Annotated in this window: 20 protein-coding genes; 18 read left to right on the top strand and 2 right to left on the bottom strand. The window is 36.2% G+C overall.

From position 1 onward, the window contains the following. Positions 1–210: 210 nt before the first annotated feature. The 4 genes from AB8S09_RS04875 (at position 211) to AB8S09_RS04860 (ending at position 4142) form a co-directional block, all read left to right on the top strand. A complete protein-coding gene (locus tag AB8S09_RS04875) occupies positions 211–1611 on the top strand; it encodes an amino acid permease (protein ID WP_369868591.1) in 1401 nt (466 codons plus the stop codon). 153 nt (positions 1612–1764) lie between these two features. Next, a complete protein-coding gene (locus AB8S09_RS04870; protein ID WP_369868590.1) occupies positions 1765–2133 on the top strand; it encodes a carboxymuconolactone decarboxylase family protein in 369 nt (122 codons plus the stop codon). Between the two features lie 10 nt (positions 2134–2143). Continuing rightward, positions 2144–2356, top strand: coding sequence for a zinc ribbon domain-containing protein (locus AB8S09_RS04865; RefSeq protein WP_294183683.1), 213 nt, complete (start codon positions 2144–2146; stop codon positions 2354–2356). A 178-nt stretch (positions 2357–2534) separates the two neighbouring features. Beyond that, on the top strand, positions 2535–4142 hold the full coding sequence (locus AB8S09_RS04860) for an NAD(P)H-dependent oxidoreductase (RefSeq protein ID WP_369868589.1): 1608 nt from the start codon (positions 2535–2537) through the stop codon (positions 4140–4142). Between the two features lie 4 nt (positions 4143–4146). On the opposite strand, the gene AB8S09_RS04855 is transcribed toward AB8S09_RS04860, so the two are convergent. Continuing rightward, positions 4147–5049, bottom strand: coding sequence for a fumarylacetoacetate hydrolase family protein (locus AB8S09_RS04855; protein ID WP_369868588.1), 903 nt, complete (start codon positions 5047–5049; stop codon positions 4147–4149). Positions 5050–5292: 243 nt separating this feature from the next. On the opposite strand from AB8S09_RS04855, the gene AB8S09_RS04850 reads away from it, so the two are divergent. The 4 genes from AB8S09_RS04850 (at position 5293) to holA (ending at position 11998) form a co-directional block, all read left to right on the top strand. After that, entirely contained in the window at positions 5293–6447 is a 1155-nt protein-coding gene (locus AB8S09_RS04850; RefSeq protein WP_369868587.1) for an acyltransferase, read from the top strand. Positions 6448–6570: 123 nt separating this feature from the next. Beyond that, positions 6571–9159, top strand: a complete 2589-nt coding sequence (locus tag AB8S09_RS04845; protein ID WP_369868586.1) for a cation-translocating P-type ATPase — start codon at positions 6571–6573, stop codon at positions 9157–9159. 57 nt (positions 9160–9216) lie between these two features. Then, entirely contained in the window at positions 9217–10929 is a 1713-nt protein-coding gene (locus AB8S09_RS04840; RefSeq protein WP_369868585.1) for a ComEC/Rec2 family competence protein, read from the top strand. 34 nt (positions 10930–10963) lie between these two features. Continuing rightward, complete coding sequence (gene holA / locus AB8S09_RS04835; RefSeq protein WP_369868584.1) at positions 10964–11998, top strand: DNA polymerase III subunit delta; 1035 nt, start codon at positions 10964–10966, stop codon at positions 11996–11998. A 30-nt stretch (positions 11999–12028) separates the two neighbouring features. Here holA and rpsT read toward each other — a convergent pair whose 3' ends face one another. After that, complete coding sequence (gene rpsT / locus AB8S09_RS04830) at positions 12029–12295, bottom strand: 30S ribosomal protein S20 (RefSeq protein ID WP_294183700.1); 267 nt, start codon at positions 12293–12295, stop codon at positions 12029–12031. 162 nt (positions 12296–12457) lie between these two features. Between rpsT and gpr the strand changes: the two genes are divergently transcribed. From gpr to AB8S09_RS04780, 10 genes are all read left to right on the top strand, one after another. Then, positions 12458–13432, top strand: coding sequence for a GPR endopeptidase (gene gpr / locus AB8S09_RS04825; RefSeq protein ID WP_369868583.1), 975 nt, complete (start codon positions 12458–12460; stop codon positions 13430–13432). A gap of 75 nt (positions 13433–13507) precedes the next feature. Continuing rightward, a complete protein-coding gene (locus tag AB8S09_RS04820) occupies positions 13508–13831 on the top strand; it encodes a hypothetical protein (protein WP_369868582.1) in 324 nt (107 codons plus the stop codon). Positions 13832–13935: 104 nt separating this feature from the next. Continuing rightward, on the top strand, positions 13936–15744 hold the full coding sequence (gene lepA, locus AB8S09_RS04815) for a translation elongation factor 4 (protein ID WP_294182364.1): 1809 nt from the start codon (positions 13936–13938) through the stop codon (positions 15742–15744). 14 nt (positions 15745–15758) lie between these two features. Then, a complete protein-coding gene (gene hemW, locus AB8S09_RS04810) occupies positions 15759–16892 on the top strand; it encodes a radical SAM family heme chaperone HemW (protein ID WP_369868581.1) in 1134 nt (377 codons plus the stop codon). 190 nt (positions 16893–17082) lie between these two features. After that, complete coding sequence (gene hrcA / locus AB8S09_RS04805; RefSeq protein WP_369868580.1) at positions 17083–18126, top strand: heat-inducible transcriptional repressor HrcA; 1044 nt, start codon at positions 17083–17085, stop codon at positions 18124–18126. Between the two features lie 106 nt (positions 18127–18232). After that, positions 18233–18967, top strand: a complete 735-nt coding sequence (grpE, locus tag AB8S09_RS04800; RefSeq protein ID WP_440132414.1) for a nucleotide exchange factor GrpE — start codon at positions 18233–18235, stop codon at positions 18965–18967. Between the two features lie 46 nt (positions 18968–19013). After that, positions 19014–20924 carry a molecular chaperone DnaK gene (dnaK, locus tag AB8S09_RS04795; RefSeq protein ID WP_369868578.1) on the top strand — a complete coding sequence of 637 codons (1911 nt, stop codon included), beginning with the start codon at positions 19014–19016 and terminating at the stop codon, positions 20922–20924. Positions 20925–21076: 152 nt separating this feature from the next. Beyond that, positions 21077–22249, top strand: a complete 1173-nt coding sequence (dnaJ, locus tag AB8S09_RS04790; RefSeq protein WP_369868577.1) for a molecular chaperone DnaJ — start codon at positions 21077–21079, stop codon at positions 22247–22249. A gap of 73 nt (positions 22250–22322) precedes the next feature. Beyond that, positions 22323–23270: a 50S ribosomal protein L11 methyltransferase gene (prmA, locus tag AB8S09_RS04785; RefSeq protein WP_369868576.1), complete on the top strand. Its 948-nt coding sequence runs from the start codon at positions 22323–22325 to the stop codon at positions 23268–23270. Then, a complete protein-coding gene (locus AB8S09_RS04780; RefSeq protein ID WP_369868575.1) occupies positions 23270–24028 on the top strand; it encodes a 16S rRNA (uracil(1498)-N(3))-methyltransferase in 759 nt (252 codons plus the stop codon). The genes prmA and AB8S09_RS04780 overlap by 1 nt, the downstream gene beginning before the upstream one ends. The last annotated feature ends 51 nt before the right edge of the window (positions 24029–24079 follow it).

Below are 24079 nucleotides of genomic sequence, written 5' to 3'. Positions count from 1 at the left end.
CGTGAACTTTCAATGCTCCTAAAAGCATAGAATATGTAGTTGAAATGATGGGGATGCTGGACATTATGCAGGCAGCCCTTTTGCCTTTTTTGTCAGTGTATATATTTATGCTGAACTGTTGAAATAGCTGAAATGTAGAAAAAAGTAAAATAATGTTGTATAATGGATTTTGCAATATCAAAAATCAAAAAGAACATTTTAGGGGGTATTATGAATCTTTTTAGAAAAAAGTCATTGAATCAAGTTAAGGAGAGCATTCAAAAAACGGGTTTGAGTAAAAATCTAAGGGCAAAGGATATAGCGGCCCTTGGAATCGGAGCCGTTGTTGGTGTGGGAATATTTGTTGCTACTGGTGAAGGGGCTCATATGGCAGGACCAGCTATAATACTGTCGTTTATATTTGCAGGAATAGTAGCTTGTTTATGCGGTTTGTGTTATTGTGAATTATCCACAATGTTTCCGGTAGCAGGGAGTACATATTCATATGCATATATAGCTTTTGGGGAATTCACAGCTGTGATCATAGGATGGTGTTTGACAGCGGAATATATTGTAGCGGCGAGTGCGGTGGCGTCCGGATGGTCGGGAACATTGAGGGGTATATTACAATCTGCAGGTGTTTCACTTCCCAAGGCTATTTCCACGTCTCCATGGAATGGTGGAATTGTGGATTTACCTGCTATTGCAATAATAATGCTTTTGACGGCGCTGCTCTATACCGGAATGAAGGAGAGCTCAAGAGTAAATAATATGATTGTTGTAATAAAGATATCCGTGATTTTACTCTTTATATTTTTAGGCGTATCACATATAGATACATCGAATTATCACCCGTTTATTCCCAATGGATGGCATGGAGTTTTTACGGGAGCCGGAACTGTATTCTTTTCATTTCTGGGATTTGATGCTATCTCCACTTCAGCTGAGGAGGCCGCTGATCCCAAAAGAGATGTATCAAGGGGCATAATAATGTGTCTTATAGTAGTGTGTATCCTCTATGTATCAGTGGCGACAGTGCTTACGGGAATTGTCCCATATAAGGAAATCGTTTCTGATAATGCGGTACCTGAAGCTTTATTCAGATTGGGTATAAGGTGGGGTTCTGCCCTTGTAGGTGTAGGTGCCATTTTGGGAATGATTTCTACTATGATAGCGGTTTTATATGGACAGGTGAGAGTTTTTATGGCGATGTCGAGAGACGGACTTCTCCCTAAGGCATTTTGCAAAATACACAGCAAGCACAAGACTCCATATATAGCTACTGTAGTTGCAGGGGTAATAGCTTCGACAATAGCGGGATTTTTGCCGCTTAGTGTTATAGTTGAATTTGTAAGTATTGGAACTTTGATGAGTTTTATGGTTGTATCTGCAGGGGTTATATATCTTAGGAAGACCATGCCGAATTTTGAAAGAAAGTTTAAATGCCCTGGAGTTCCGTTTACACCTATAATAACTATAATATGTTGTATAGCACTCTTGGTATCCATGAGGGCTGTAACCTGGATTGGGTTTATAGTCTGGTTGTCTATAGGACTTATTGTATATTTTATCTATGGAAGAAAACACAGTGTATTACAGCAAATTGAAGATAAGAAAAAGATGACTGTTTAGTATTAAAATGGCGAGAAATCATACGCTTGTCTTAGGCGGTATGGTGGATCGCCTTTTTAATTTGATTGAGAAATTGTTATTTTACAAAACTTGTACATTGGCTTGTTATAATAGTATAATGACAATATAATTAATCGAAAGTGAGCTGATATAATGGAAAATATACTTGAGTATTACAAAAATGAGTTGAAGTGGAACCCGCCTTTTGCTGAGATATTTTCTAAATATTCACCGGATGGATTAAAGGGATATTTGGTGATGCGTGAATCTGTTCAAGAGGGACACCTGTCTAAAAAAACACAGGAGTTGATTTTTACTATACTGGACAGCTTGGATAATGAGGTAAGCGGTGCAAAGGCACATGCTGTTGCTGCCATAGAATCTGGATTAACTATGGAGGAATTGGTGGAAGCGTTCATAATTGTAACTATTGTCAAGGGTATAAATGTAATGTGCAAAGCAGGTGTTCAGGCCATTGAGGCGGCAGAAAAAAGATATAAGGAAATAAATTCAAATATATAGGAGGATTAATATGGAAAAGATACAATATGTCTGCCCAAAATGTGGCGGAAGGGAATATGAGTCCGATCAATTTCAAGCAACAGGAGGAAATTTTGCAAAGATATTTGATGTGCAGAATAAGAGATTTGTCACAATAACCTGCAGGAGATGCGGATATACAGAGCTGTATAAGGCTCAGTCCTCAAGCGGATGGAATATTTTGGACCTGCTTATAGGGAACTAGGTACCGTTTATGATTCAATTAGAAAAGTCGATTAATGTTAAATAATAGTTAATTACGGTTAATTTTTTAAAATTTATAGTGCAATCATGCGTCTGGTTTTGTATAATTAGGAGCACAGTTAGGCTGAAATTGGCAATGTGAAAAACTGTGCATTGTCTAAATTGGAGGTTATAATAACATGAATGTTCTTGTGCTCAATGGCAGCCCAAAAGGAGAAAAAAGCAATACACTAAGGATAACTAGAGCTTTTTTGGATGGGCTTGAGAAAGTCAAAAATTGCAATGTGGATATAGTGAATATCGACAAAAAAAATATAGAACACTGCAGGGGATGTTTTAACTGCTGGACCAAAACTCCGGGTAAATGCATAATAAAAGATGATATGGAACAACTCATAGAAAAGTATGTGGTATCAGATATTGTCATCTGGAGTTTTCCGCTTTACTATTTTGGAATGCCGTCAAAAATCAAGGCTTTTCTTGATCGTATGCTTCCCACTAATCTTCCATACATGGATCTGAAAAAAGATGGAACCAGTGGGCACCCGCCCCGGTATGACCTGTCAGATCAAAAATATATTCTCATTTCTACCTGCGGATTTTACAGTGTTAAGAATAACTATGATGCTCTTTTTAAACAGTTTGAGATACTGTTTGGCGGCAAACTGTCAAAAATAATTTGCCCTGAGGGAGAATTACTTCATGTCCCGCAGCTTGAAGGAAAAATTTCAGAGTATCTGTCTTATGTAAAACAGGCAGGTAGGGAATTTGCAGGCAGTGGTGTCATTGACAGTAACACGCGGAATAAACTTAGTGAATTGCTGTATCCTCCTGATGTTTTTGTGGAAATGGCAAATGCCAGCTGGAATATTTCAGAAGGGGATTCTTCACAGGGAAAACTGCCGCAGGACAGAGCTTATAATTTTATAAAACAGATGGCGGCTGTATACAATCCTGAAAGCTACACGAAAGATATTCTAGTTGAAATATATTTTACGGATATCGATAAAACTTATCAACTTTGTCTGGGAAAGCAGAAATGTACTGTCAATATTGAGAATTTTGCTCCATATACAACCAGAATTGAGACGACTTTTGAACTTTGGGAAAAGATTTCGGAGGGAAGGGTCAATGGGGCGGAGGCTCTGATGAAAAAGCAGTACAGGGTGCTGGGTGATTTCAACACGATGCTTAAAATGGATGCCTATTTTGGGACAAAAAGGAAAACGGCTGAAAGGAGACCTGTGGAAAATAAAACAAATATGGCCCTGATTCTGTTTCAGTGGATAGTATTTTGGGTGGTAATTCCTATAAACGAGGTTTGGGGAGGTGCTGCAGGAATTGTCTTTTGTTCTGTTATACCTCTTTTGTCATATAAGTTTAAACTTACAATTTACGATAAAATGAGTATACCATTGGTGTGCATTTTGAGTATTCTGGCAGTGCTCGGGGTGAGTTCAATACCTCTGCTCTGTCTTTCATATATTGTATTTGGGCTTATGTGGATATTGTCCTGTGGGGGCAGAATACCCCTTACTGCATATTATTCATGTAATGATTACAATGGGGAGGATGACTTTCAAAACCCGCTTTTTTTGAAGACAAACAGGATTTTGACTGCAGCTTGGGGTGTGCTTTTTTTAATAATTGCCCTTTTTACTTATTTCTTAATGGAAAGTACCTTATCCAGCTATACCGGTCTTGTAAATTCAATTGCACCTGTGATCATGGGTATTTTTACAAAGTGGTTTGCGAGCTGGTATCCGGCAAAAGTTGCCCGGGGATAATGTTTTAAATAACTTTGTTTCTAAGGATACCTATATTTTCAACCTCACACTCTACAATATCGCCTTTTTTTAGGAATCTTGAAGGATTGAATCCCATGCCAACCCCTGATGGGGTCCCAGTTGCTATGATATCTCCCGGCCTCAATGTCATTCCTGAGGACAGCTCATTTATTATAGTGGGAATGTCAAATATGAAATTCCTTGTATTGGAATTCTGCCTAAGCTCTCCATTTACTCTGCTGCAAAGATTCAATTCTACAGGAAATTTGATTTCGTCCTTGTAGACTACACATGGTCCAAATGAAGTAAATGTATCAAGGCTCTTTCCTCTATACCACTGGACATGTTTTTGTTGAATATCTCTTGCACTTATATCATTCATAATAGTATATCCAAATATATGGTTCTCAGCCCTTTCTTTCGGTATGTTAGTTCCTTCTTTCCCTATTATTACCGCCAACTCAACTTCATAATCCAATTGATTGGTAATATCTGAATGACTGTCTATAAAATCTCCCGGACCTATTGGACTAACAGCCCTCTTTGAAAAATATACAGGATGTTCAGGAATATCTATAGAATCATCTTTAAAACTTTTGGCAGTTTCTTTTACATGGTCTATATAATTGAGGCCCAGACATATTACATCGCTTTCCGTTTTTCCTATAGGTGCGGCTATTGTGACATTGGATTTGTCATATACACTGTTTTTGGGGTAATCTGAATCATTGTATATATATTTTAATTTTTCAATATCTTCATCCTTCAGGTTTTCTATAAGATCCTTCATGTTTTTATACTGACCCTTGAGCTTTATACTGCCGAGATCAATTATATTTTCCATGCTTTTACTGTACATTCCAAGCTTTTTTTCGCCTCTGTCATGTTTAAAAATTATAAACTTCATAATATCACCTTTCCTTTAACATTGTATTTATCTAATGAAGTATTAAATATTTTGTTTTACATTTCCTTTAAATCATAGAAATAAAAATTGTATTTGAACTGGGACAGTAAATATTGACAGAATGAAATAAAAAGATTAACATATATAAAACAAGCATTTTATTAAAATTGAAGAAGAGTGCTGCATTACTGTTTTAAGTAGTATTGCAACACTCTTTTATTTGTTATAAGTGAGGTATTGCAGATGAAGAAAAGACTTGTAGAACTTGATGTATTGAGGGGTATTGCATTTCTCATGGTTGTAGTTCAACATACAATAGGAGGGTATTCCTATTCGAAAGGCATATCATACGGCAGTATGGTTTTATCAAGAGCTATTTATATAATTGCACAACCTGCAGTTAAAATATTTTTGGTATTGATGGGCATGACACTTATATACACCTATATCGATAAATTTCATTGGAAATCATTTTATATAAAAAAGGTGAAATTCTTACTCATACCGTATATAATTTTTTCTATATTGGACATATACCTGCTAAAGGATTGGGGAAAATTAAAAAATATTTTTGGACAAATTGTTACGGGAAATGCAGCATATCACCTCTGGTATATGGGTATGGCTATTAGAATTTATGCTTATTTTCCGGCAATAATTTTTATCACAAGGGTAGTGCGCAAAAAATCCCATGCATTCAAGAGAAATTTTCTTTTATTGTACAGTGCTGCCTATATATTTGTACTTGAAAACAACGATGATATTTGCAGCTTTTTGGGCAAGCTCATATTTGGGAATCCTACAGAACTTCAGCAGAAATTTATAAACGTATCCCCTGCAGCCTGGTTTTTATATTTTGTAATAGGTGTTTATGCAATACTTGGTTATAGAAAGTTCAAGAATATGGCTCTGAAATACGGAAAGGTAATTATTGCACTGTATATGTTTGTTGCAGGGACAGTGTATTGCAGAAGCATAAATTTATTTGGAGACAATTTTTTCATATATGATAAATTCAATTGTGAAATTGATGTAGCAAATGGTATTCTGTGTATGATGTCATTTTATGTGCTTTCATTATATATTGTAAAGAAGAAATTACTTTGCGGCTTCTTTAAATTTATAGCCAGGTATTCCTTCCCATCTTATTTATTTCACATAGTGGTGCTCCAGCATTTTGCCAACAGCATACATCAGACAAAATATTTTTATTCGCCTCTGATTCTTCTGATACTGACGGTGTTCGTAACTTCCTGTATTTTTTACATCGTTGGATTTATTCCGTTTAGCAGATATGTTACAGGAGTTAAAGAAAATTTTAGTTTCCATAAAAAGAAAATTAATGGACCCAATAACTCATTTATAGATAATTACTATTGTCAGAAAGGGAATGTATAAAGTTAATTTTTATAAATACGATATTTATGTACGTAATGTTTTTTATTTAAAGCTGCACTTGTCTATTCAGTATTAAATCAAGCTTCAAACCTGCAATTGTTTGATAGGAGGGTTTATAGATATATGATTGAATGGTACAAATATCCGTGGAGTGAAGTAGTTAAAGAACTAAACAGTGATACATATTATGGACTGGATGAAGAGCAGATAAAGCCTCTTAGAGAAAAATACGGAAAAAATGAAATCATCATGCCGGAAACCAAGAGCTTATTTTACCTTATACTTAAGCAGCTTAAGGAAATATGGGTATTGTTGCTGATATTTTGTACAGTTTTGTTTATATATTCAGGTATTGGAAACTATGGGATTATATCTTTGGCTATCATCTTTTTAAATATATTTTTTACAGTCTTGGAGCAGTATAAAAGAGAAAAAGGTATAAGGGAACTGCAAAAATTGAATTCAGGGGCGGCGAGAGTAATAAGAGACGGGCGGACTATGAGAATACCTTCTGGAGAACTTGTAGTAGGAGATATAGTTATAATTGGCAGGGGTGAAGGTGTACCTGCGGATATGAGAATTGTTGAAAGCAATGATTTGAAAGTAAATGAGTGTTCTGTTACAGGAGAAAATTTTTTAGTTGAAAAATATGAATTCAAAATAGATGATCGGGAACCATCACTTTCTGATATGAAAAATATGCTTTTCAAATCTTCCTATATAGCAGATGGTGATGGTACGGGAATAGTTACAGCAGTTGGTATGGATACCCAGGTGGCTAATATAATAAAACTTTTGCTTGAAAGTGAAGAAAAAAGGGAATTTTTTGGCTCGAGAATAAATAGGGTTATGAATGCTTTTAGCCTTTTGTCGGTAATTTGTGCTTTGGCAATCGGCATACTTATGGATTTTACATTCGGCATAAATATTTACCGTGTTGTAAAGACAATGGCAGTTTTATTTTTAAGTATTATTCCCCAGGTAATGATTGCTGTAATTTCTCTTGTGGGAGTGATTTTGCTAAAAAAGTTCAAAAAAGAGGATATGATTTTTAAGGATCTGCTGAGTGTGGAAAAGTTTTCAAAAGTTTCAGCAATTTGTACAGATAAGGTAGGAGCTTTTTCCAAAAACAAAATGAGAATAGTAAAGGCCTATGGGAGTAATGGCATCGTGGATATAAATGGAGAAACTTTGAGAGACGGCATGGGTGAAAGCCTGTATAGAATGATAAATATAGGGCTTTTATGCAATGATGTAAAATCTGTGAAGACAAACGGGGAAAACTGGGTAAAAAATTTAGTGGAAGCCTCTCTTATAAGGTTTGGAGCTAGAAACGGCGTATATAAAAAGGAACTGGATAAAAAATACGGCAGGGTATTTGAAATTTTGTTTGACAGTGAAAGACGTATAACTACCACTGTAAATAAGATGGACAAGAAGTATAGAGCTCATGTTAAAGGGGCTACGGATTCTATTTTGAGCAGATGTACACATATATTGAAGAACGGTTTGGAAATGGAAATAACGGAAGAAGATATGGAATCTATAAGGAATGCCGACATTAGCATGTCCAACGAAGGCTTGTATGTCGAGGCATTTGCCTATAGGAATTTTAATTATGAACCAAGTATAAAGGAAAATATCGAGAGCAATTTGATCTTTGTGGGATTGATTGGTTTCGACAATATGTTAAAGGAAAATGCATCGGATTCCGTAAAAAAGGCACTGTCTCTTTCAATAAAACCTGTTATCATTACGGATGACAGTAAGCTTACAGCTCTGGCCGTAGGTAAGAAAATGAACATTGCATCTAGAATTTACCAGACAATTTCCGGAGTTGAAATGGACAATATGACGGATGAGGAGTTTGATCGTATTGGAGAAAAAATAATCTTCTTTTCCAGAATAAGTTCCAAACATAAAGTTAAAATAATAAGGGCATTGAAAAGTTATGGTTATATAACAGCTATAACGGGATGGAAACTTACGGACTTGCCTGCACTTAAGATATCAAATGTGGGTATAACCAACACCAAGAGTAAAATAGTAAAGAAATTATGTGATATATTTGTTAAGGATATGGATTTTATGGGATTTTTAAAGACCATAGAGAATTCAAGAAAAATTATGAATATGATAAAAAAGATAATTGTATATATTATAAGCTGCTGTACAGGACTTGCAGTATTTTTGTCAATGCTTTTTTTATATGGTTTTGATACTTCCCGATATGTTGTAATGGAATCTCTTTGGTTTAACTGTGTTGTCATGTTTTTGTCGGCTTTGTCTCTCATGAATCAATATAAAGATGAGGACGGTGATTATATACCATCTACGATTGACAGGGATATAATAGGAGAAAATTGGGGATTTATTTTGCTTGGAGGATTTTCCATGGGAGTTTTGTCTTTTATATCCTTGTATGTGTCCGATCTGTGGCAGAGTAAGTTTTCATTTTTGACCTCCATTTCAATTTTGAATTTCTGTGCCTCAATATTTGTATACAGTTTTTCCAATAAAAAATTTTTTCAAAATAAGATTTCAAATATAATTACGGTTGTAAATATTATTTTGCAATTGGCCGTAACTTTTATTGCGGGCAGGTTCTTGATTATGTTCAATTTGGTCTATTGGGAGATACTTTTTGTATGCGTGCTGATATGGACTGTTTTATGTGTAAACATCAAATTCCACAAAAATCAATATGATTAATAAGTTATTTTTAGGCAAATATGATAATATCGAACTGCATTGTATGGAGGTATCATTATGACCATGAAAAGGCCTTTGGTATTTTATTCTGTATCCTTGTACCTGGGATGTTTATTTGCCCTGTTATTTTTAGACAGTATTTTAGCGGCAGCGATAATGGCTGCTTTTTTTCTTATAATATTATTTTTCACGCTGGAAATTAAAGCTTTTATGATAAATGTAATGTTCTTTTTATTTGGAATACTCAGCTTTTATATGTATTTTGGCATAGATATTCAAAGCCCCGGAAAAATCAGAGTTGTGGGTGTTAAGAACTATTATTTTATAGGAGATTTTAAAGGCAGAAAAATTATACTGGAGGGTAAAACCAAGGGTCTGGAAGAAGGACAGAGGGTAGAGGCAGAGGGTAGATTTAAAAGAGATTTCGATGTTGAAAAGGGAATTATCGGGCATTATTATATGACGGGATACAAGTACTGCAAAAGTGACTTGGTATGCCGCTCTTATGAATTCAAGAAAAATCTTCATGAGAGATTTAAAAATATGATTGGAAAGGAGAGGGCGGCTCTTGTCATGGCTCTATGCTACGGAGAAACATCTTATATAGACAAGGATCAGATGAAAGATTTTCAGGAACTGGGTATAGTTCACGCCGTGAGTGTTTCAGGTTTTCACATGGCTCTTGTGTATATGGTGCTGGAATATACGGTCGGTCTCAGAATAGCCATAGTTGTATCTCTGCTCTATGCATTTTTTACAGGTATGGCGGCGGCAACCATGAGATCATTTATAATGATAGTTATATTTAAATTGGCAAATGTATTTTTTAGGGAATACGACAGCATATCTTCTCTGGCTTTGTCGGCCCTTGTTTTAATTGTATTTAAACCTTATTATATAGTGGATATAGGATTTGATCTATCTTTTTTGGCAACCTTAGGCATACTTTTGTATAATAAGAATATATTTAGGAAGTTATATAGACTACCTGAAAAACTGGCATCAAGTATAAGCTTGACTCTTAGCTCTCAGATTTTTTCAATTCCATATATAGCTTTTACGATACAGAATTTCAGCTGTGGATTTATTTTAGGCAATCTGTTTTTAATTCCACTGTTTTCAATAATAATTGTGCTTGGGAACGGTGCACTGTGCCTGTATTCCTGTGAAATACTGTTCAAGTATGTGTGTAAAGTCATCGGCTTTGTCTTTACTGTGATGGATGGTGCAGGTATAATTGCACTGAAGTTGTGCCCTGAAGTGATGTATTTGAGTTATAGAGATGGGCTGATAGCTATTTTGTTATTTACATCTGTTGTAATGTGCAGGAAAGGATATAGAAAATTCAAATACATCCCTACTGCATGTTTGATGTTTGTAATAATTCAGGAATATGCATTTTTTACCGGCATATCCTTTGTAAATGCGGCCAGCGGAGAAGCTGCTCTTATTGAAAAGGGTCTGAACAAGATTATGATATGCAATTATGATTGTTTGGATGCCAGGTGGATATGGGACATCGAGAAGCAGCAGCCCATAAATAAAGTTATAACTAATCCGCCTGAGAATTTCGCCTATGATTTAGGCGGTGGTTCCTATTTGAAGATAAGTGGTAACTCCGGGAATAACATGGAGATGACACTTGATTCTGGGAGCAGGAAATTTAAATTTTTTTTAGATAAGAGTAATAAGAAGACAAATATGAAAGATTCCCTGGAAAAGGGAAGTTCCTATGTTATAATGTTTAATATGATCTTCAAAGTCAGATGATTACCAATAATAATTAGGGTGGAAGTGAACAAAGGTGATTGATATAGCTGCTTTTAATAAAAACTTGAAAAATGGTCATATAGAAAATTGCTATCTATTCTGCGGAAATGATGAATTCCTTATGAGGGAGAACATAAGGCTGTTGATTAAAAGGGTATTGAAACCCGATTTTATTGATTTGAACTATGTAAAATTTGATGGGAATTCACTGGAAAACTTCGACGCCGTGATAAATGCCTGTGAAACCCTTCCCTTTATGAGCGATAAGAAAGTCGTGCTTGTGTATAGAGCTTCTTTTATGGAAGAAGAAAGGGGTTATAAGAGCAAACTTTCCGGTGAATTTAAAAAAATAAAGGGCTATTTGAAGAATGTACCGCAGCAATGCATTCTGATATTTTACTGTGTATTTAAAAGTAAAAGGGATAAACCGGGCAGAATTATATACAGCCTGGATAAAGATATATGTGTGGTTAAAGCCGATAAAATAAAAGGATATCAACTGGAAAACAAAGTTCAAAAGTTTTTTCAGATTAGGGGTAAGAACATAAGAAAGATGGATCTCAGGATATTTTGCAATCTTATGGAAGGAAACAACCTCAGTGTAATAGAAAATGAAGTGGAGAAGCTGTGCTGTTATACCTGCGGCAGAGATATAAAGAGAGAAGACATCCAGAAAATGTTTTTAAGCGGCAGTGAAGAGGATATTTTTGATGTGGTGAATGCCATCTCGAATAAAAATTTAAAAAGAGCGCTTTATCTGCTGAATGAACTTGTGGACAGCGGTGCTAAAACAAACTATATTTTGTCCATGATAGAGAGACAGTTCAGCATGCTTTTTAAGATCAAATTATTGCTGGAAAGAGGGAAAAAGAAGCCCGAGATCATGAAACTGTTAAAAATCAAATCAGGATATGGATACAGTATAATGGTTCAGCAGAGTAAAAAATTTACCTTAAGACAGCTTAAAAGATCCATAGGACTTTGTCTGAATACGGAAAAAAATATGAAAAGCCTTTCTTTAGATGGAAAAACTGAATTGGAACTTCTTTTGATAAATACAGTCGCATAAATAAATAACCGGTGCTCACCGGTTATTTATTTATGCAGTCAATCCGTTTAATTTCAAAGTCAATTTGGATTTATCCCTTGCTGCTTTATTCTTGTGAATTATACCCTTTGATGCAGCCATATCCAAAGCTTTTACAGCCTCCCTTAAAGTGGCTTTAGCTTCTTCTGCATTTCCATTATCAATAGATGACAAAAACTTTTTTTCAGTAGTTTTCAGTGAAGATTTTATCATCTTATTTCTCAATGTTTTAGTTTGAATAACTTTTATTCTCTTTTTTGCAGATTTTATATTTGCCATGTTTTCACCTCCTTGTGTTTTTATGGAGTTTAAATAAATGTACATTGTCAATTGTACATTGTGAGTTGTCAGTTGTCAATTGTGAAGAGTATATTGTGAATGTTAATGACAAATAATATGTACTGTGAGAACAACTTGGCAAATAAAGGAGTGATATTTAAAATGTTTGATGTGAGGACGGACTTGGCAGTAGAAACCAGGGAGAAATGCTGCAGGGAAAGAGGGGGCGAGGTTCCGGGAGTTGAAGTTGAGGAAACTTTGGAAGATGGTATAAAAGTGACCTATGTGAAAATAATAGAGGATATTGGAGAAAAGATCATGGGGAAGCCCAAGGGCTCCTATATAACTGTGGATATGCCCAGGCTCACCCATTATGATGGTGAGATGAGGGATAAAGTCAGCAGGGTAGTTGGAAAAGTATTGTCGGGTATGATAGATTTGGATAAGGATATGACGGCACTGGTGGTGGGAATGGGAAACTGGAATATAACCCCTGATTCCCTGGGACCCAAAGTTATTTCAAAACTTATGGTCACCAGACATTTAAGGCAGCTGCTGCCTGATAAAATAGACGAGAGAATAAGGCCTGTATGTGTGATATCTCCGGGAGTGCTTGGAATTACCGGTATTGAGACCAGTGAGATAATACAGGGAGTTGTCAGTAAAGTGGAACCAAATCTGATAATTTGTATAGATTCACTGGCATCGAGAAAAATGAACAGGGTAAATTCTACGGTTCAAATAGGAAACAGAGGAATATCTCCGGGCTCCGGGGTAGGCAATAGAAGAATGGAGTTGAGTGAAAAGACGCTTGGAGTACCTGTAATAGCCATAGGAGTTCCTACAGTGGTGGATGCCGCTACCATGGCCAATGACACCATCGACATGGTTCTGGACGAAATGATAAGGCAGACGAAAAAAGGAGAAAAGTTTTATGAAATGTTGAAATCCATAGACAAGAATGAGAAGCATCAAATGATAAAAGGTCTTCTTGAGCCCTACAGGGAAAATATAATGGTTACGCCCAAAGATGTAGACATGGTGGTGGATTCCATTTCGAAGGTTATTGCAAATGCTATAAATATAGCTCTTCAACCTGCATTGGGCTTGAATGATATAAATACCTTTCTAAATTGAAAGATATGTATAAAATTTATAAAAGGGTCCATCCTTATAATAAGGATTTTATTCCTGTCTGGGGGTGACTTTTTTATGAACAGGAAATCTATTGCAGCTGTTCTTGTGGCTTGCAGTATAATAATTTTTCTGGGATTTACAATTATAACTGCAGGACTGCCTAAATTTATAAAGGATGGATCTGATTTTAGAATAAATTGTACCAGGGAACCTTTTGATTTCAGTGTAGATGTGGGAAATTATTCACTTAACATAGACAGAGGCATAGGTGGTAACTTCAGGAGGGGTTCCAGAAAAATTATAGATGTGGTAGGCGGCAAATTATATTCTGGAGCTTCTTATGTAATAGATATGACTCAAAATGTATTTGAAGACATAGAGAGCTATTTTGGAAGATGACCTTCTTTTAACTATAGGGTGATTATGATATAATTTATTCTAGTCGTTATATTCGAAAAAAGACTTGATTGTGGAGAAATTTCATTGATATTGGGGGAAATAGTATGCAGAGTGAAAGACAGAAACATATAAGAAATTTTTCTATAGTTGCCCATATAGATCACGGTAAATCCACACTTGCAGATAGATTGATTGAGAAAACGGGAACTCTTACTGAGAGAGAGATGAGCTCTCAGGTGCTTGACAACATGGAATTGGAGAGAGAACGGGGAATAACGATAAAATCCCAGGCAGTTAGACTTATATATAAGAGATCTGACGGTGAAGAATATATTTTGAATCTTATAGATACACCGGGTCATGTGGATTTTAACTATGAAGTTTCAAGAAGCCTTGCAGCCTGTGAAGGAGCTATTCTTGTAGTGGATGCGACTCAGGGGATACAGGCACAGACATTGGCAAATTGCTATTTGGCCATGGATCATGATCTGGAAATTGTTCCGGTTATAAATAAAATAGATCTTCCAAGTTCCAGACCGGAGGAAGTAAAGCAGGAAATAGAGGATGTCATAGGGATAGATGCGGAAGACGCCCCTCTGGTTTCTGCGAAGACAGGTTTGAATATAGATGAAGTTCTGGAGGCTGTAGTAAATAAGATACCTTCACCACAGGGAGACGAAAATGCACCCTTGAGGGCACTTATATTTGATTCCAATTATGACAGCTATAGAGGTGTAGTTTGTCATATAAGGGTAAAAGAAGGTTGTATTAAGCCGGGAGAACAGATAAAACTTATGGCTGCGGGAAAAGTTTATGAAGTTACTGAAACGGGAATATTTGTTCCGAATTTTATGCCAAGATCAGAATTGAAAGCTGGAGATGTTGGCTATTTTACTGCGTCCATTAAAAATGTAAGAGATGCCAGAGTGGGGGATACGGTGACTGAAGCGGGCAGGGAAGCATCGGAACCCTTAAAAGGTTACAGACCTGTGGTTTCTATGGTATACAGCGGCATATATCCAGCAGATGGGACAAAATATGACGAACTAAAGGAAGCACTGGAAAAACTCAGGGTCAATGATGCAGCACTTTGCTTTGAACCGGAAACATCTGCGGCACTGGGATTTGGCTTTAGATGCGGGTTTCTGGGGCTTCTTCATATGGATGTTGTGCAGGAGAGAATAGAGAGGGAATTCAATCTCGATATAATTACTACAGCTCCATCCGTCATATATAGGATACATAAAACAGATGGTACATTGGTAGAACTCACCAATCCGACCAATATGCCTAAGGCGTCTGAAATAAAGTACATGGAAGAACCTATAGTACAGACATCTATAATAACACCTTCAAAATATGTAGGGGCTGTCATGGAACTTGCCCAGGGAAGAAGGGGCACTTTTAAGGATATGCAGTATATAGAAACTACCAGGGTATCTTTGAATTATGACATCCCGTTAAATGAAATAATATACAATTTTTTTGATGTATTAAAATCAAGGACAAGAGGGTATGCATCTCTTGACTATGAATTGAAAGGTTATAAAACTGCCGATTTGGTGAAACTGGACATACTTTTAAATGGAGAACCCGTAGATGCACTTTCCATGATTGTCCCGGAGGAAAGAGCTTACGAGAGAGGCAGGAAAATAGCTCAAAAGTTGAAAAACATAATACCTAGGCAGCTTTTTGAAGTACCGATACAGGCGGCTGTGGGCGGGAAAATTATAGCTAGAGAGACTGTGAAGGCCATGAGAAAAGATGTACTTGCAAAGTGCTATGGAGGAGATATATCCAGAAAGAAGAAACTTCTCGAAAAGCAAAAAGAAGGTAAAAAGAGGATGAGGCAGGTAGGATCTGTGGAAATCCCACAGGAAGCTTTTATGGCGATACTGAAAACAGATGATTGAGCGGTGAGGAAGATTTGAATAAGAAAAAAACTGTATCTTTGTATATCAATATACCTTTTTGCAAAAAAAAGTGTCTCTATTGTGATTTCCCCTCTTACAGCGGTAAAGAAGAATTCATGTTGGATTATTCTAAAGCACTGGCCAGGGATATAGCTCTTGTAGGGGAGAGAACTGTAAAAACTATCTTTATAGGTGGAGGGACACCCACATATCTGCCTCTAGAAGCTTGGGAAAATATACATGGAGCTTTGAAGAAACTGAATTTGGGAAGCAATATTGAATTTTCAGTGGAGGGAAATCCAGGAACTTTTACAGAAAAAAAATTGAGACTTTTAAAAGTCATGGGAGTCAATAGGTTGAGTATAGGACTTCAAGCCTGGCAGGATTCACTCCTAAAAAAAATTGGCAGAATTCATACTGTGAACGACTTTTTAAAGGGGTATGAGATGGCAAGAAACCTTGAATTTTCAAATATAAATGTTGATCTTATGTTTGGACTTCCAGGTCAGACTTTTGAAAATTGGAAGGAATCCCTTGAAAATGTGGCTGCCCTTAACCCGGAACATATATCATGCTATAGCCTTATAGTTGAAGCACACACTCCTTTTTATAATATGTATAAAAGCCGTGAATTGAAACTTCCAAAAGAGGAGGAAGAAAGGCGGATGTACTATTTTACATTGGAGTTTCTTTATAAAAATGGTTATAATCAGTATGAAATATCTAATTTTGCAAGGAATAAAAAAGAGTGCAGACATAATCTGGTGTATTGGGACTTGAAACCTTATATAGGGTGCGGCTCCGGTGCACATTCCTATATAGACGGCCGCAGATACAGAAGGACATCAGATATAGAGAAGTATATTTCGGAAGGTTCTGAGGGAAAATTTGCGGAGCTGGATAAGCATAAAAACTCCATTTGTGATGATATGGAAGAATTTATGTTCATGGGACTTAGAAAGATAAATGGAATTTCAATAGAGGATTTTAATGATAGGTTCAACAGTAACATTTATTCAATATACGGCAGTGTGATAGATAAATATGTCAAAAATGGATTATTGGTGGTCGATGGAGATAGAATATATTTAAATAGGAGAGGAATAGAAGTATCTAACAGTGTAATGTGTGAATTTATATTGACATGATATTATTTGTATAAGATAATTTGAGCAATCTTGAGAAAACATTATGAAATTCACTTTAAACAGAATAAACTATAGTATTTGTTAAAATAATATAGTTTGTATGGTATTGACAAAAAAAATTATGAGTGATATTTTTTAATCATAGTGGTTAGCACTCAACAGTAATGAGTGCTAATAAAGAGGTGATATTATGGAAATGGATGAGAGAAAGATAAAAATACTTCAGGCAATTGTTAATGACTATATAGATACTGCCGAGCCTGTGGGATCCAGAACCATAGCTAAAAAATATAACTTGGGGGTAAGTTCTGCTACCATAAGAAATGAAATGTCGGATTTGGAGGAAATGGGTTATTTGGAACAGCTTCACAGCTCTTCAGGGAGAATACCTTCCAATAAGGGTTACAGGTTGTATGTAGATAAATTGATGCATATACCCAGATTGAGTCCTGAAGAAATGTATATAATAAAAAGCCAGATTATAACAGATGCGTTATTTGAAGTTGACAAAATAATAAAGCAAGCTATTTATCTTTTGTCTGAGCTTACAAGACTTACTTCAGTGGGGAGGGCGCCTTCTGCAAGAAAAGGCCGTATAAAGCATTTGCAATTGATAGATATAGAATCTAACAGTAACATTTTATTGGTGCTTATAATTGACAGCGGAATTATAAAAAACAACCTTATAAAAATTAAAAGGGCCATTTCTGATAATAACTTTGTTAAATTGAATAATGCGTTGAATTTTAGACTGAAAAATTTATGTGTTGATGACATAAATATAGAGGTTATAAATAAATTAAAGAATGATTTAAAGGGATACGAGGATATAGTGGATGAAATAGTCTGTGTTTTATACGATAAATTGAATGATGTAGATAATTCAGAGATATATATGCAGGGTGCTACAAATATATTTAACTACCCGGAGTATAAAGACATAGATAAGGCCAAAGAATTTTTATCCATGCTGGGTAATAAAAACAAGGTAAGCAGTTTATTAAACAGTGCCTCAAGCATTTCAGTAAAAATAGGAAATGAAAATTATATAGAGGGTGCGGAGGACTGCAGCGTAATATCTGCAGTATATAGCTTAAATGATGAACCTGTAGGTGAAATTGGTGTAATAGGACCTACGAGGATACCCTATTCTAAGGTTATATCTGTACTTGAAAGTGTAGTAAAAGAAATGAACATCATTTTAAATCATACCTATTTTGATGAAAACAGGTAATGTTATGCTAAAATGGATTGTGTAATTTAAAAAATTTGATTTATGGAAAGAATAATAAAATGTTAGTTGGATTGGAGGAAATGTCTAAATGTTGAAAGATGAGGATATGAATGCTCAGAATGGCGAAAATAAAAATGCCGGCGAAAAACCCGATGAGGATATTGAAAGTGAAAAATGTTGTTCAACAGACAAAAAGGTAGATTTAGATGAAAAATCACAAGAATCCGATAGTAAGAATGTAGATGAGAAAGAAAAAAAAGATGAAGAAGAGAAGTCGGAATGTAAATCAGAAACTAAGGAGTCAAAATCTCAGGAAAAGGAAACAGAAGAAAAGAAATTAGATGAAATACAGGAAAAAAGAAAGAAATTGCAGAAAGAACTGAAAAAGGAAAATTTTAGATTAAAGGATGAAAACAGCAAGATTATGAATAAATTCAATGCTATTCAGGATAGACTTTCGAGGACAACGGCCGAATATGACAATTTTAGGAAGAGAACTTCAAAGGAAAAAGAGGGAATTTATTCTGATGCATGCAAAGATATATTGAAGGAAATACTCCCCGTATTGGATAATTTGGAAAGAGCAGTAAAAGTAGAGGGAAATGCTGAGGATTTAAAAAAAGGCGTGGAGATGACTATGAGGCAGTTCAATGCTGCATTGAAAAAACTAGATGTAGAGGAAATACCTACGGAAGGGGAGTTTGACCCTAATATCCACAATGCAGTTATGCATGTGGAGGATGATAAATGTGATAAGAATTCCATAGTAGAGGTGTTTCAAAAGGGATACAAAAGAGGAGATAAAATAATAAGATATAGCATGGTGAAAGTAGCAAATTAAGCTTAAATGAATAATCAACTGAGTTAAATTTAGGAGGTAAGTTAACATGTCAAAAATAATAGGTATTGATTTAGGAACAACAAATTCTTGTGTTGCAGTTATGGAAGGTGGAGATCCAGTAGTTATAGCAAATTCTGAAGGTTCAAGGACCACTCCTTCAGTAGTTTCCTTCCAGAAAAATGGTGAAAGACTGGTGGGTCAAGTAGCTAAAAGACAGGCAATAACAAATCCAGATAAAACTATAATGTCCATAAAGAGACAAATGGGGACGGATCATAAAGTAGAAATAGATGGAAAACAATACACACCTCAGGAAATATCGGCTATGATACTTCAAAAGATAAAATCTGATGCTGAGGCCTATTTAGGAGAGAAAGTAACCGAGGCAGTTATAACTGTACCTGCGTATTTCAATGATAGCCAAAGACAGGCTACTAAGGATGCAGGAAAGATTGCAGGACTCAACGTAAGAAGAATAATAAATGAACCTACGGCAGCTTCTCTTGCTTATGGCTTGGATAAGATGAATACAAATCAGAAGATATTGGTATATGATTTAGGCGGAGGCACTTTTGATGTATCTGTTCTGGAACTGGGAGATGGGGTATTTGAAGTTAAGGCTACAAATGGAGATACCCACCTTGGCGGAGATGATTTTGATCAGAAGGTAATGGATTATATAGCGGATACTTTTAAAGCTGAAAATGGAATAGATTTGAGAAAAGACAAAATGGCACTTCAGAGATTGAAAGAGGCGGCTGAAAAAGCAAAAATTGAATTGTCATCTTCCATGCAGACAAATATAAATCTGCCTTTCATCACTGCGGATGCCAACGGCCCCAAGCACATAGACATGAATTTGACTAGGGCAAAATTCAATGAACTTACAGAGGATCTGGTAAACAAGACCAAGGAACCCATGAAAAAAGCCTTAAACGATGCTGGAATTACAATAAATGATATAAACAAGGTCATACTTGTAGGAGGTTCTACTAGGACACCTGCTGTTCAGGAAACAGTTAAGAACTTCACCGGAAAGGAACCTTCCAAGGGAGTTAATCCAGATGAGTGTGTGGCAGTAGGAGCAGCTATTCAGGCAGGAGTACTTACCGGAGATGTGAAAGATGTACTGCTTCTAGATGTAACACCACTTACTCTTGGGATTGAAACTTTGGGAGGAGTTGCAACTCCACTTATCAAGAGAAATACTACTATACCGACCAAAAAGAGCCAGATATTCTCCACTGCAGCCGACAACCAGACTTCTGTCGAGATCCACGTAGTTCAAGGTGAAAGACAGATGGCAGCAGATGATAAGACTCTTGGAAGATTTACTCTTTCGGGCATAGCACCTGCGCCGAGAGGAATTCCGCAGATTGAAGTTGCCTTTGATATAGATGCAAATGGTATAGTTAATGTTTCAGCTAAAGATAAGGCAACCGGCAAGGAAGCTAATATAACAATTACGGCTTCTACTAATTTGAGCGATAATGAGATAGATAAAGCAGTAAAAGAAGCTAAGAAATATGAGGAACAGGATAAGAAGAGGAAGGAATCCATAGAGGTTAAGAACAATGCGGATCAGCTCGTATATCAGGCAGAAAAGACTTTGAAGGATCTTGGAAGCAAGGTATCAGGAGAAGACAAGAAAAATGTGGAGGATAAGGTCGAAGCTGTCAAAAAAGTGAAAGACGGCGATGATTTGGATACTATAAAGAAGGCTACAGAAGATTTGACCCAGGCACTTTATAAGGTTACATCCAAAGTATACGGACAAAATGCTCAAGCAGGTCAGAACCCTGGAGCAGGTCCAAATCCAGGTGCAGGCCCAAATCCGGGAGCAGGCCCAAATCCTGGAGCAGGTCCAAATCCGGGTACAGGCAATAAAGACGGGTCTGAAAATAAAAATGATGACAATGTAGTTGATGCTGACTACAAAGTAGATGATGATAAATAAGTAATATTTTGCCTTCACGATTGTGTAATAAACGTGTATAATAGTAATAGTTAAGGGATGAGTTTTTGCTCTTCCCTTAATTTAAGTAGAAAATTAGATTTTTACTGTATAATACTTTAATACTTTCATTTTAGGTGGTGAAAAATAAGAATATGGCCAAAAAAGATTATTATGAAATACTCGGCCTTAGCAAGGGTGCCAGTGATGATGAAATAAAGAGAGCATTTAGAAAATTAGCATTAAAATACCACCCTGATAGAAACCAAGGAAATAAGGAAGCCGAAGAGAAGTTTAAGGAAATAAATGAAGCCTATCAGGTACTGTCAGATCCACAGAAAAAAGCTCAGTATGATCAGTTTGGCACAGCTGATTTTAGCGGCGGTGGCTCTGGATTTGAAGGAGGATTTGGTGGATTTGATTTTTCCAATATGGGTGATTTTGGAGATATATTTGATTCTTTTTTTGGAGGAGGATTTGGTGATGGATTTTCCTCGTCGTCAAGAAGAAAGAGAAGGAAAAATGCACCGGAAAAGGGTGCAGATCTCGAATACACGTTGAATTTAACTTTTAATGAAGCAGTTTTTGGTACTGAAAAGGAAATATCTGTAATAAAGAATGAAAAATGTCCTTCCTGCAGTGGAACGGGACTTAAAAAAGGAGCTCATCCACGTACCTGTGATAAATGTGGTGGAACAGGGAAGATAAAGATTCAGAGAAATACTCCTCTTGGAAGTTTTGTGAGCATGAGAACCTGTGACAAATGCGGAGGTACAGGTACTATTATAAGAGACAAAGATGTTTGCCCAGAATGCAAGGGCAGAGGTACTGTCAGAAAACGCAGAAATATAAAGGTGAAAATTCCAGCAGGTGTGGATGACGGCAATGTGATTCCTATAAGAGGACAGGGTGAACAGGGAAAAAATGGAGGAAGTACAGGAGATCTCTATATAAATATTAGAGTGGCAGCTCACCCTAAATTTAAAAGAGATGGATTCGATATTTACATTGACACTCACGTAAGCTTTGGAAAGGCAGCCCTGGGAACAAACATTAAAGTGTCCACTATAGATGGAGACGTGAAGTACGAATTGCCGGGAGGAACGCAGTCTGGAACCGTATTTAGATTGAGGGGAAAGGGTATCCCCAAGATCAATGGAAGGGGAAGAGGAGATCAATACGTAAAAGTGATTGTAGACGTGCCTAGGAATTTAAATGAGAAGCAGAAAGAAGCCATAGTAATGTTGATGGAGGCAAGTGGAGAAATTCCTGCAGGTGGAACTGGGAGAAAGTCATTTATAGATAAATTTAAACGTGGATTTAAATAATTGTGGATGCTGACAGCTTTTTGTTAAGGGCTGTCAGTAAATTTATTCGAGTGTTTAGTTCAGGAGGGAATCTATGCAAAAAGAATGGATGGAAGTGTCAATTACTACCAGCAGCGAAGCTGTGGAAGCAGTTTCTGGAATATTGTATAATACGGGAATTAAGGGGGTGTCCATAGAGGATCCTAAAGATATTGAAATTGAAAAAAAACGTCCCCAGGATTGGGATTATTTTGATGAAGATGTGTTAAAGGTAAAAGATGGTGCTGTGGTAAAAGGATATTATAAAGATGATGAAAACTTTGAAAAATATTTGAAATACATAGAAGATAAAGTGAATAATCTAGGGAATTATGGAATAGACAAGGGGAAAGGTACAGTTACTGTAAATAAAGTTAAAGAAGAGGATTGGGAAAATAATTGGAAACAATATTATAAACCTTACAGGGCCGGGAGTAGGGTTGTAATAAAGCCCATATGGGAAAAATATAATCCTAAAAGGGATGATATAGTGGTCCAGCTTGATCCGGGCATGGCTTTTGGTACTGGAACTCATGAAACGACCAGAATGTGTATAAAATCCCTGGAAAAATACATAAGACCTGATACACGGGTGTTTGACATAGGTACCGGGTCGGGAATACTGGCTATAACTGCGGCAAAACTTGGAGCTAAATATGTTACTGCTGTGGATGTGGACAGGACGGCTGTAGAATCCGCCCTGAAAAATATTAAATATAATGCTGTAGAAAATATAGATGTATTTCAGGGAAATCTTATGGAAGCAGTTTGTGGAAAGGCAGATGTAATAGTTGCCAATATAATTGCAGATGCTATAATATCTTTAACTGAAGATGCAGAAAAATTTTTAGTTCCTGGAGGAATATTCATATCTTCAGGTATAATAAACGATAGAAGTCAGGATGTAGTTGAAAAATTAAAGGGCAGTGGATTTAAAATAGAGGAAATAAATGTCGATGGAGAATGGGTATGCATAGCGGCAAAAAAGGATGATATGAAATAATGAATAAATTTTTTGTACCTGAACAGGATATACACTGTGGAAGGGCTTTTATTAGAGGTGATGATGCAAGACATATAAGCAGGGTCCTCAGGCTTCAGTGTGGAAGTGAGATAAATATAAATAACTGCAGTGGTAGAGAATTTCTGGGTAAAATAGAAAAAACGGAAAAAAATGTGGTCGTTGTAAAGATATTAAAAGAGCTGGAACTTTACAATGAAAGTCCTGTCAATATGTATTTGTTTCAAGGACTTCCAAAATCAAGCAAGATGGATTTGATTGTTCAAAAAGCTACGGAAATAGGCGCATGTGAAATAACTCCCGTTATCACCAAAAGAGTTGTAGTAAAGGGAAATTTTTCCCAATATAAAAAGGTTGGCAGGTGGAACAAGATTGCCGGAGAAGCCTGTAAACAGTGTAAGAGAAGCAGAATACCGCTAGTAAATAATCCCGTTAATTTTGAAAGACTGCTGCAGTCTTTAACTTCCATGGATTTAATTTTTGTTCCCTATGAAAATGAAAAAAATCTTGGAATAAAAAATGTGATTGCTTCTATAAAGAATAAAGATGCCGTAAAGGAAGTGGCGGTGGTAGTTGGCCCTGAAGGCGGGTTTGAGGAGGAAGAAATTGAGCTCCTTAGGAATATGAAATCCTACATAGTTACCCTTGGCCCGAGAATATTTAGAACAGAAACTGCAGGGTTTGTTTCTCTGACACTTCTTATGTATGAATTGGGGGATTTAGGAGGTATTGTCAAGTGAATTCAGTTGACAGCAAAAAGGTTGATTTGTCCCTGGACAATGAGAAATTTT

The sequence above is a fragment of the Clostridium lapidicellarium genome (assembly GCF_041224415.1).
Classification (GTDB): Bacteria; Bacillota; Clostridia; order Clostridiales; family Clostridiaceae; genus Clostridium_B; species Clostridium_B lapidicellarium.
This window is presented reverse-complemented; position numbering and strand designations above follow the sequence as displayed.

Coding starts and splice junctions, on each gene's coding strand:
- AB8S09_RS04875 (WP_369868591.1), top strand. CDS start 211: ATGAATCTTTTTAGAAAAAAGTCATTGAATCAAGTTAAGGAGAGCATT.
- AB8S09_RS04870 (WP_369868590.1), top strand. CDS start 1,765: ATGGAAAATATACTTGAGTATTACAAAAATGAGTTGAAGTGGAACCCG.
- AB8S09_RS04865 (WP_294183683.1), top strand. CDS start 2,144: ATGGAAAAGATACAATATGTCTGCCCAAAATGTGGCGGAAGGGAATAT.
- AB8S09_RS04860 (WP_369868589.1), top strand. CDS start 2,535: ATGAATGTTCTTGTGCTCAATGGCAGCCCAAAAGGAGAAAAAAGCAAT.
- AB8S09_RS04855 (WP_369868588.1), bottom strand. CDS start 5,049: ATGAAGTTTATAATTTTTAAACATGACAGAGGCGAAAAAAAGCTTGGA.
- AB8S09_RS04850 (WP_369868587.1), top strand. CDS start 5,293: ATGAAGAAAAGACTTGTAGAACTTGATGTATTGAGGGGTATTGCATTT.
- AB8S09_RS04845 (WP_369868586.1), top strand. CDS start 6,571: ATGATTGAATGGTACAAATATCCGTGGAGTGAAGTAGTTAAAGAACTA.
- AB8S09_RS04840 (WP_369868585.1), top strand. CDS start 9,217: ATGACCATGAAAAGGCCTTTGGTATTTTATTCTGTATCCTTGTACCTG.
- rpsT (WP_294183700.1), bottom strand. CDS start 12,295: ATGGCAAATATAAAATCTGCAAAAAAGAGAATAAAAGTTATTCAAACT.
- gpr (WP_369868583.1), top strand. CDS start 12,458: ATGTTTGATGTGAGGACGGACTTGGCAGTAGAAACCAGGGAGAAATGC.
- AB8S09_RS04820 (WP_369868582.1), top strand. CDS start 13,508: ATGAACAGGAAATCTATTGCAGCTGTTCTTGTGGCTTGCAGTATAATA.
- lepA (WP_294182364.1), top strand. CDS start 13,936: ATGCAGAGTGAAAGACAGAAACATATAAGAAATTTTTCTATAGTTGCC.
- hrcA (WP_369868580.1), top strand. CDS start 17,083: ATGGAAATGGATGAGAGAAAGATAAAAATACTTCAGGCAATTGTTAAT.
- grpE (WP_440132414.1), top strand. CDS start 18,233: ATGAATGCTCAGAATGGCGAAAATAAAAATGCCGGCGAAAAACCCGAT.
- dnaK (WP_369868578.1), top strand. CDS start 19,014: ATGTCAAAAATAATAGGTATTGATTTAGGAACAACAAATTCTTGTGTT.
- dnaJ (WP_369868577.1), top strand. CDS start 21,077: ATGGCCAAAAAAGATTATTATGAAATACTCGGCCTTAGCAAGGGTGCC.
- prmA (WP_369868576.1), top strand. CDS start 22,323: ATGCAAAAAGAATGGATGGAAGTGTCAATTACTACCAGCAGCGAAGCT.
- AB8S09_RS04780 (WP_369868575.1), top strand. CDS start 23,270: ATGAATAAATTTTTTGTACCTGAACAGGATATACACTGTGGAAGGGCT.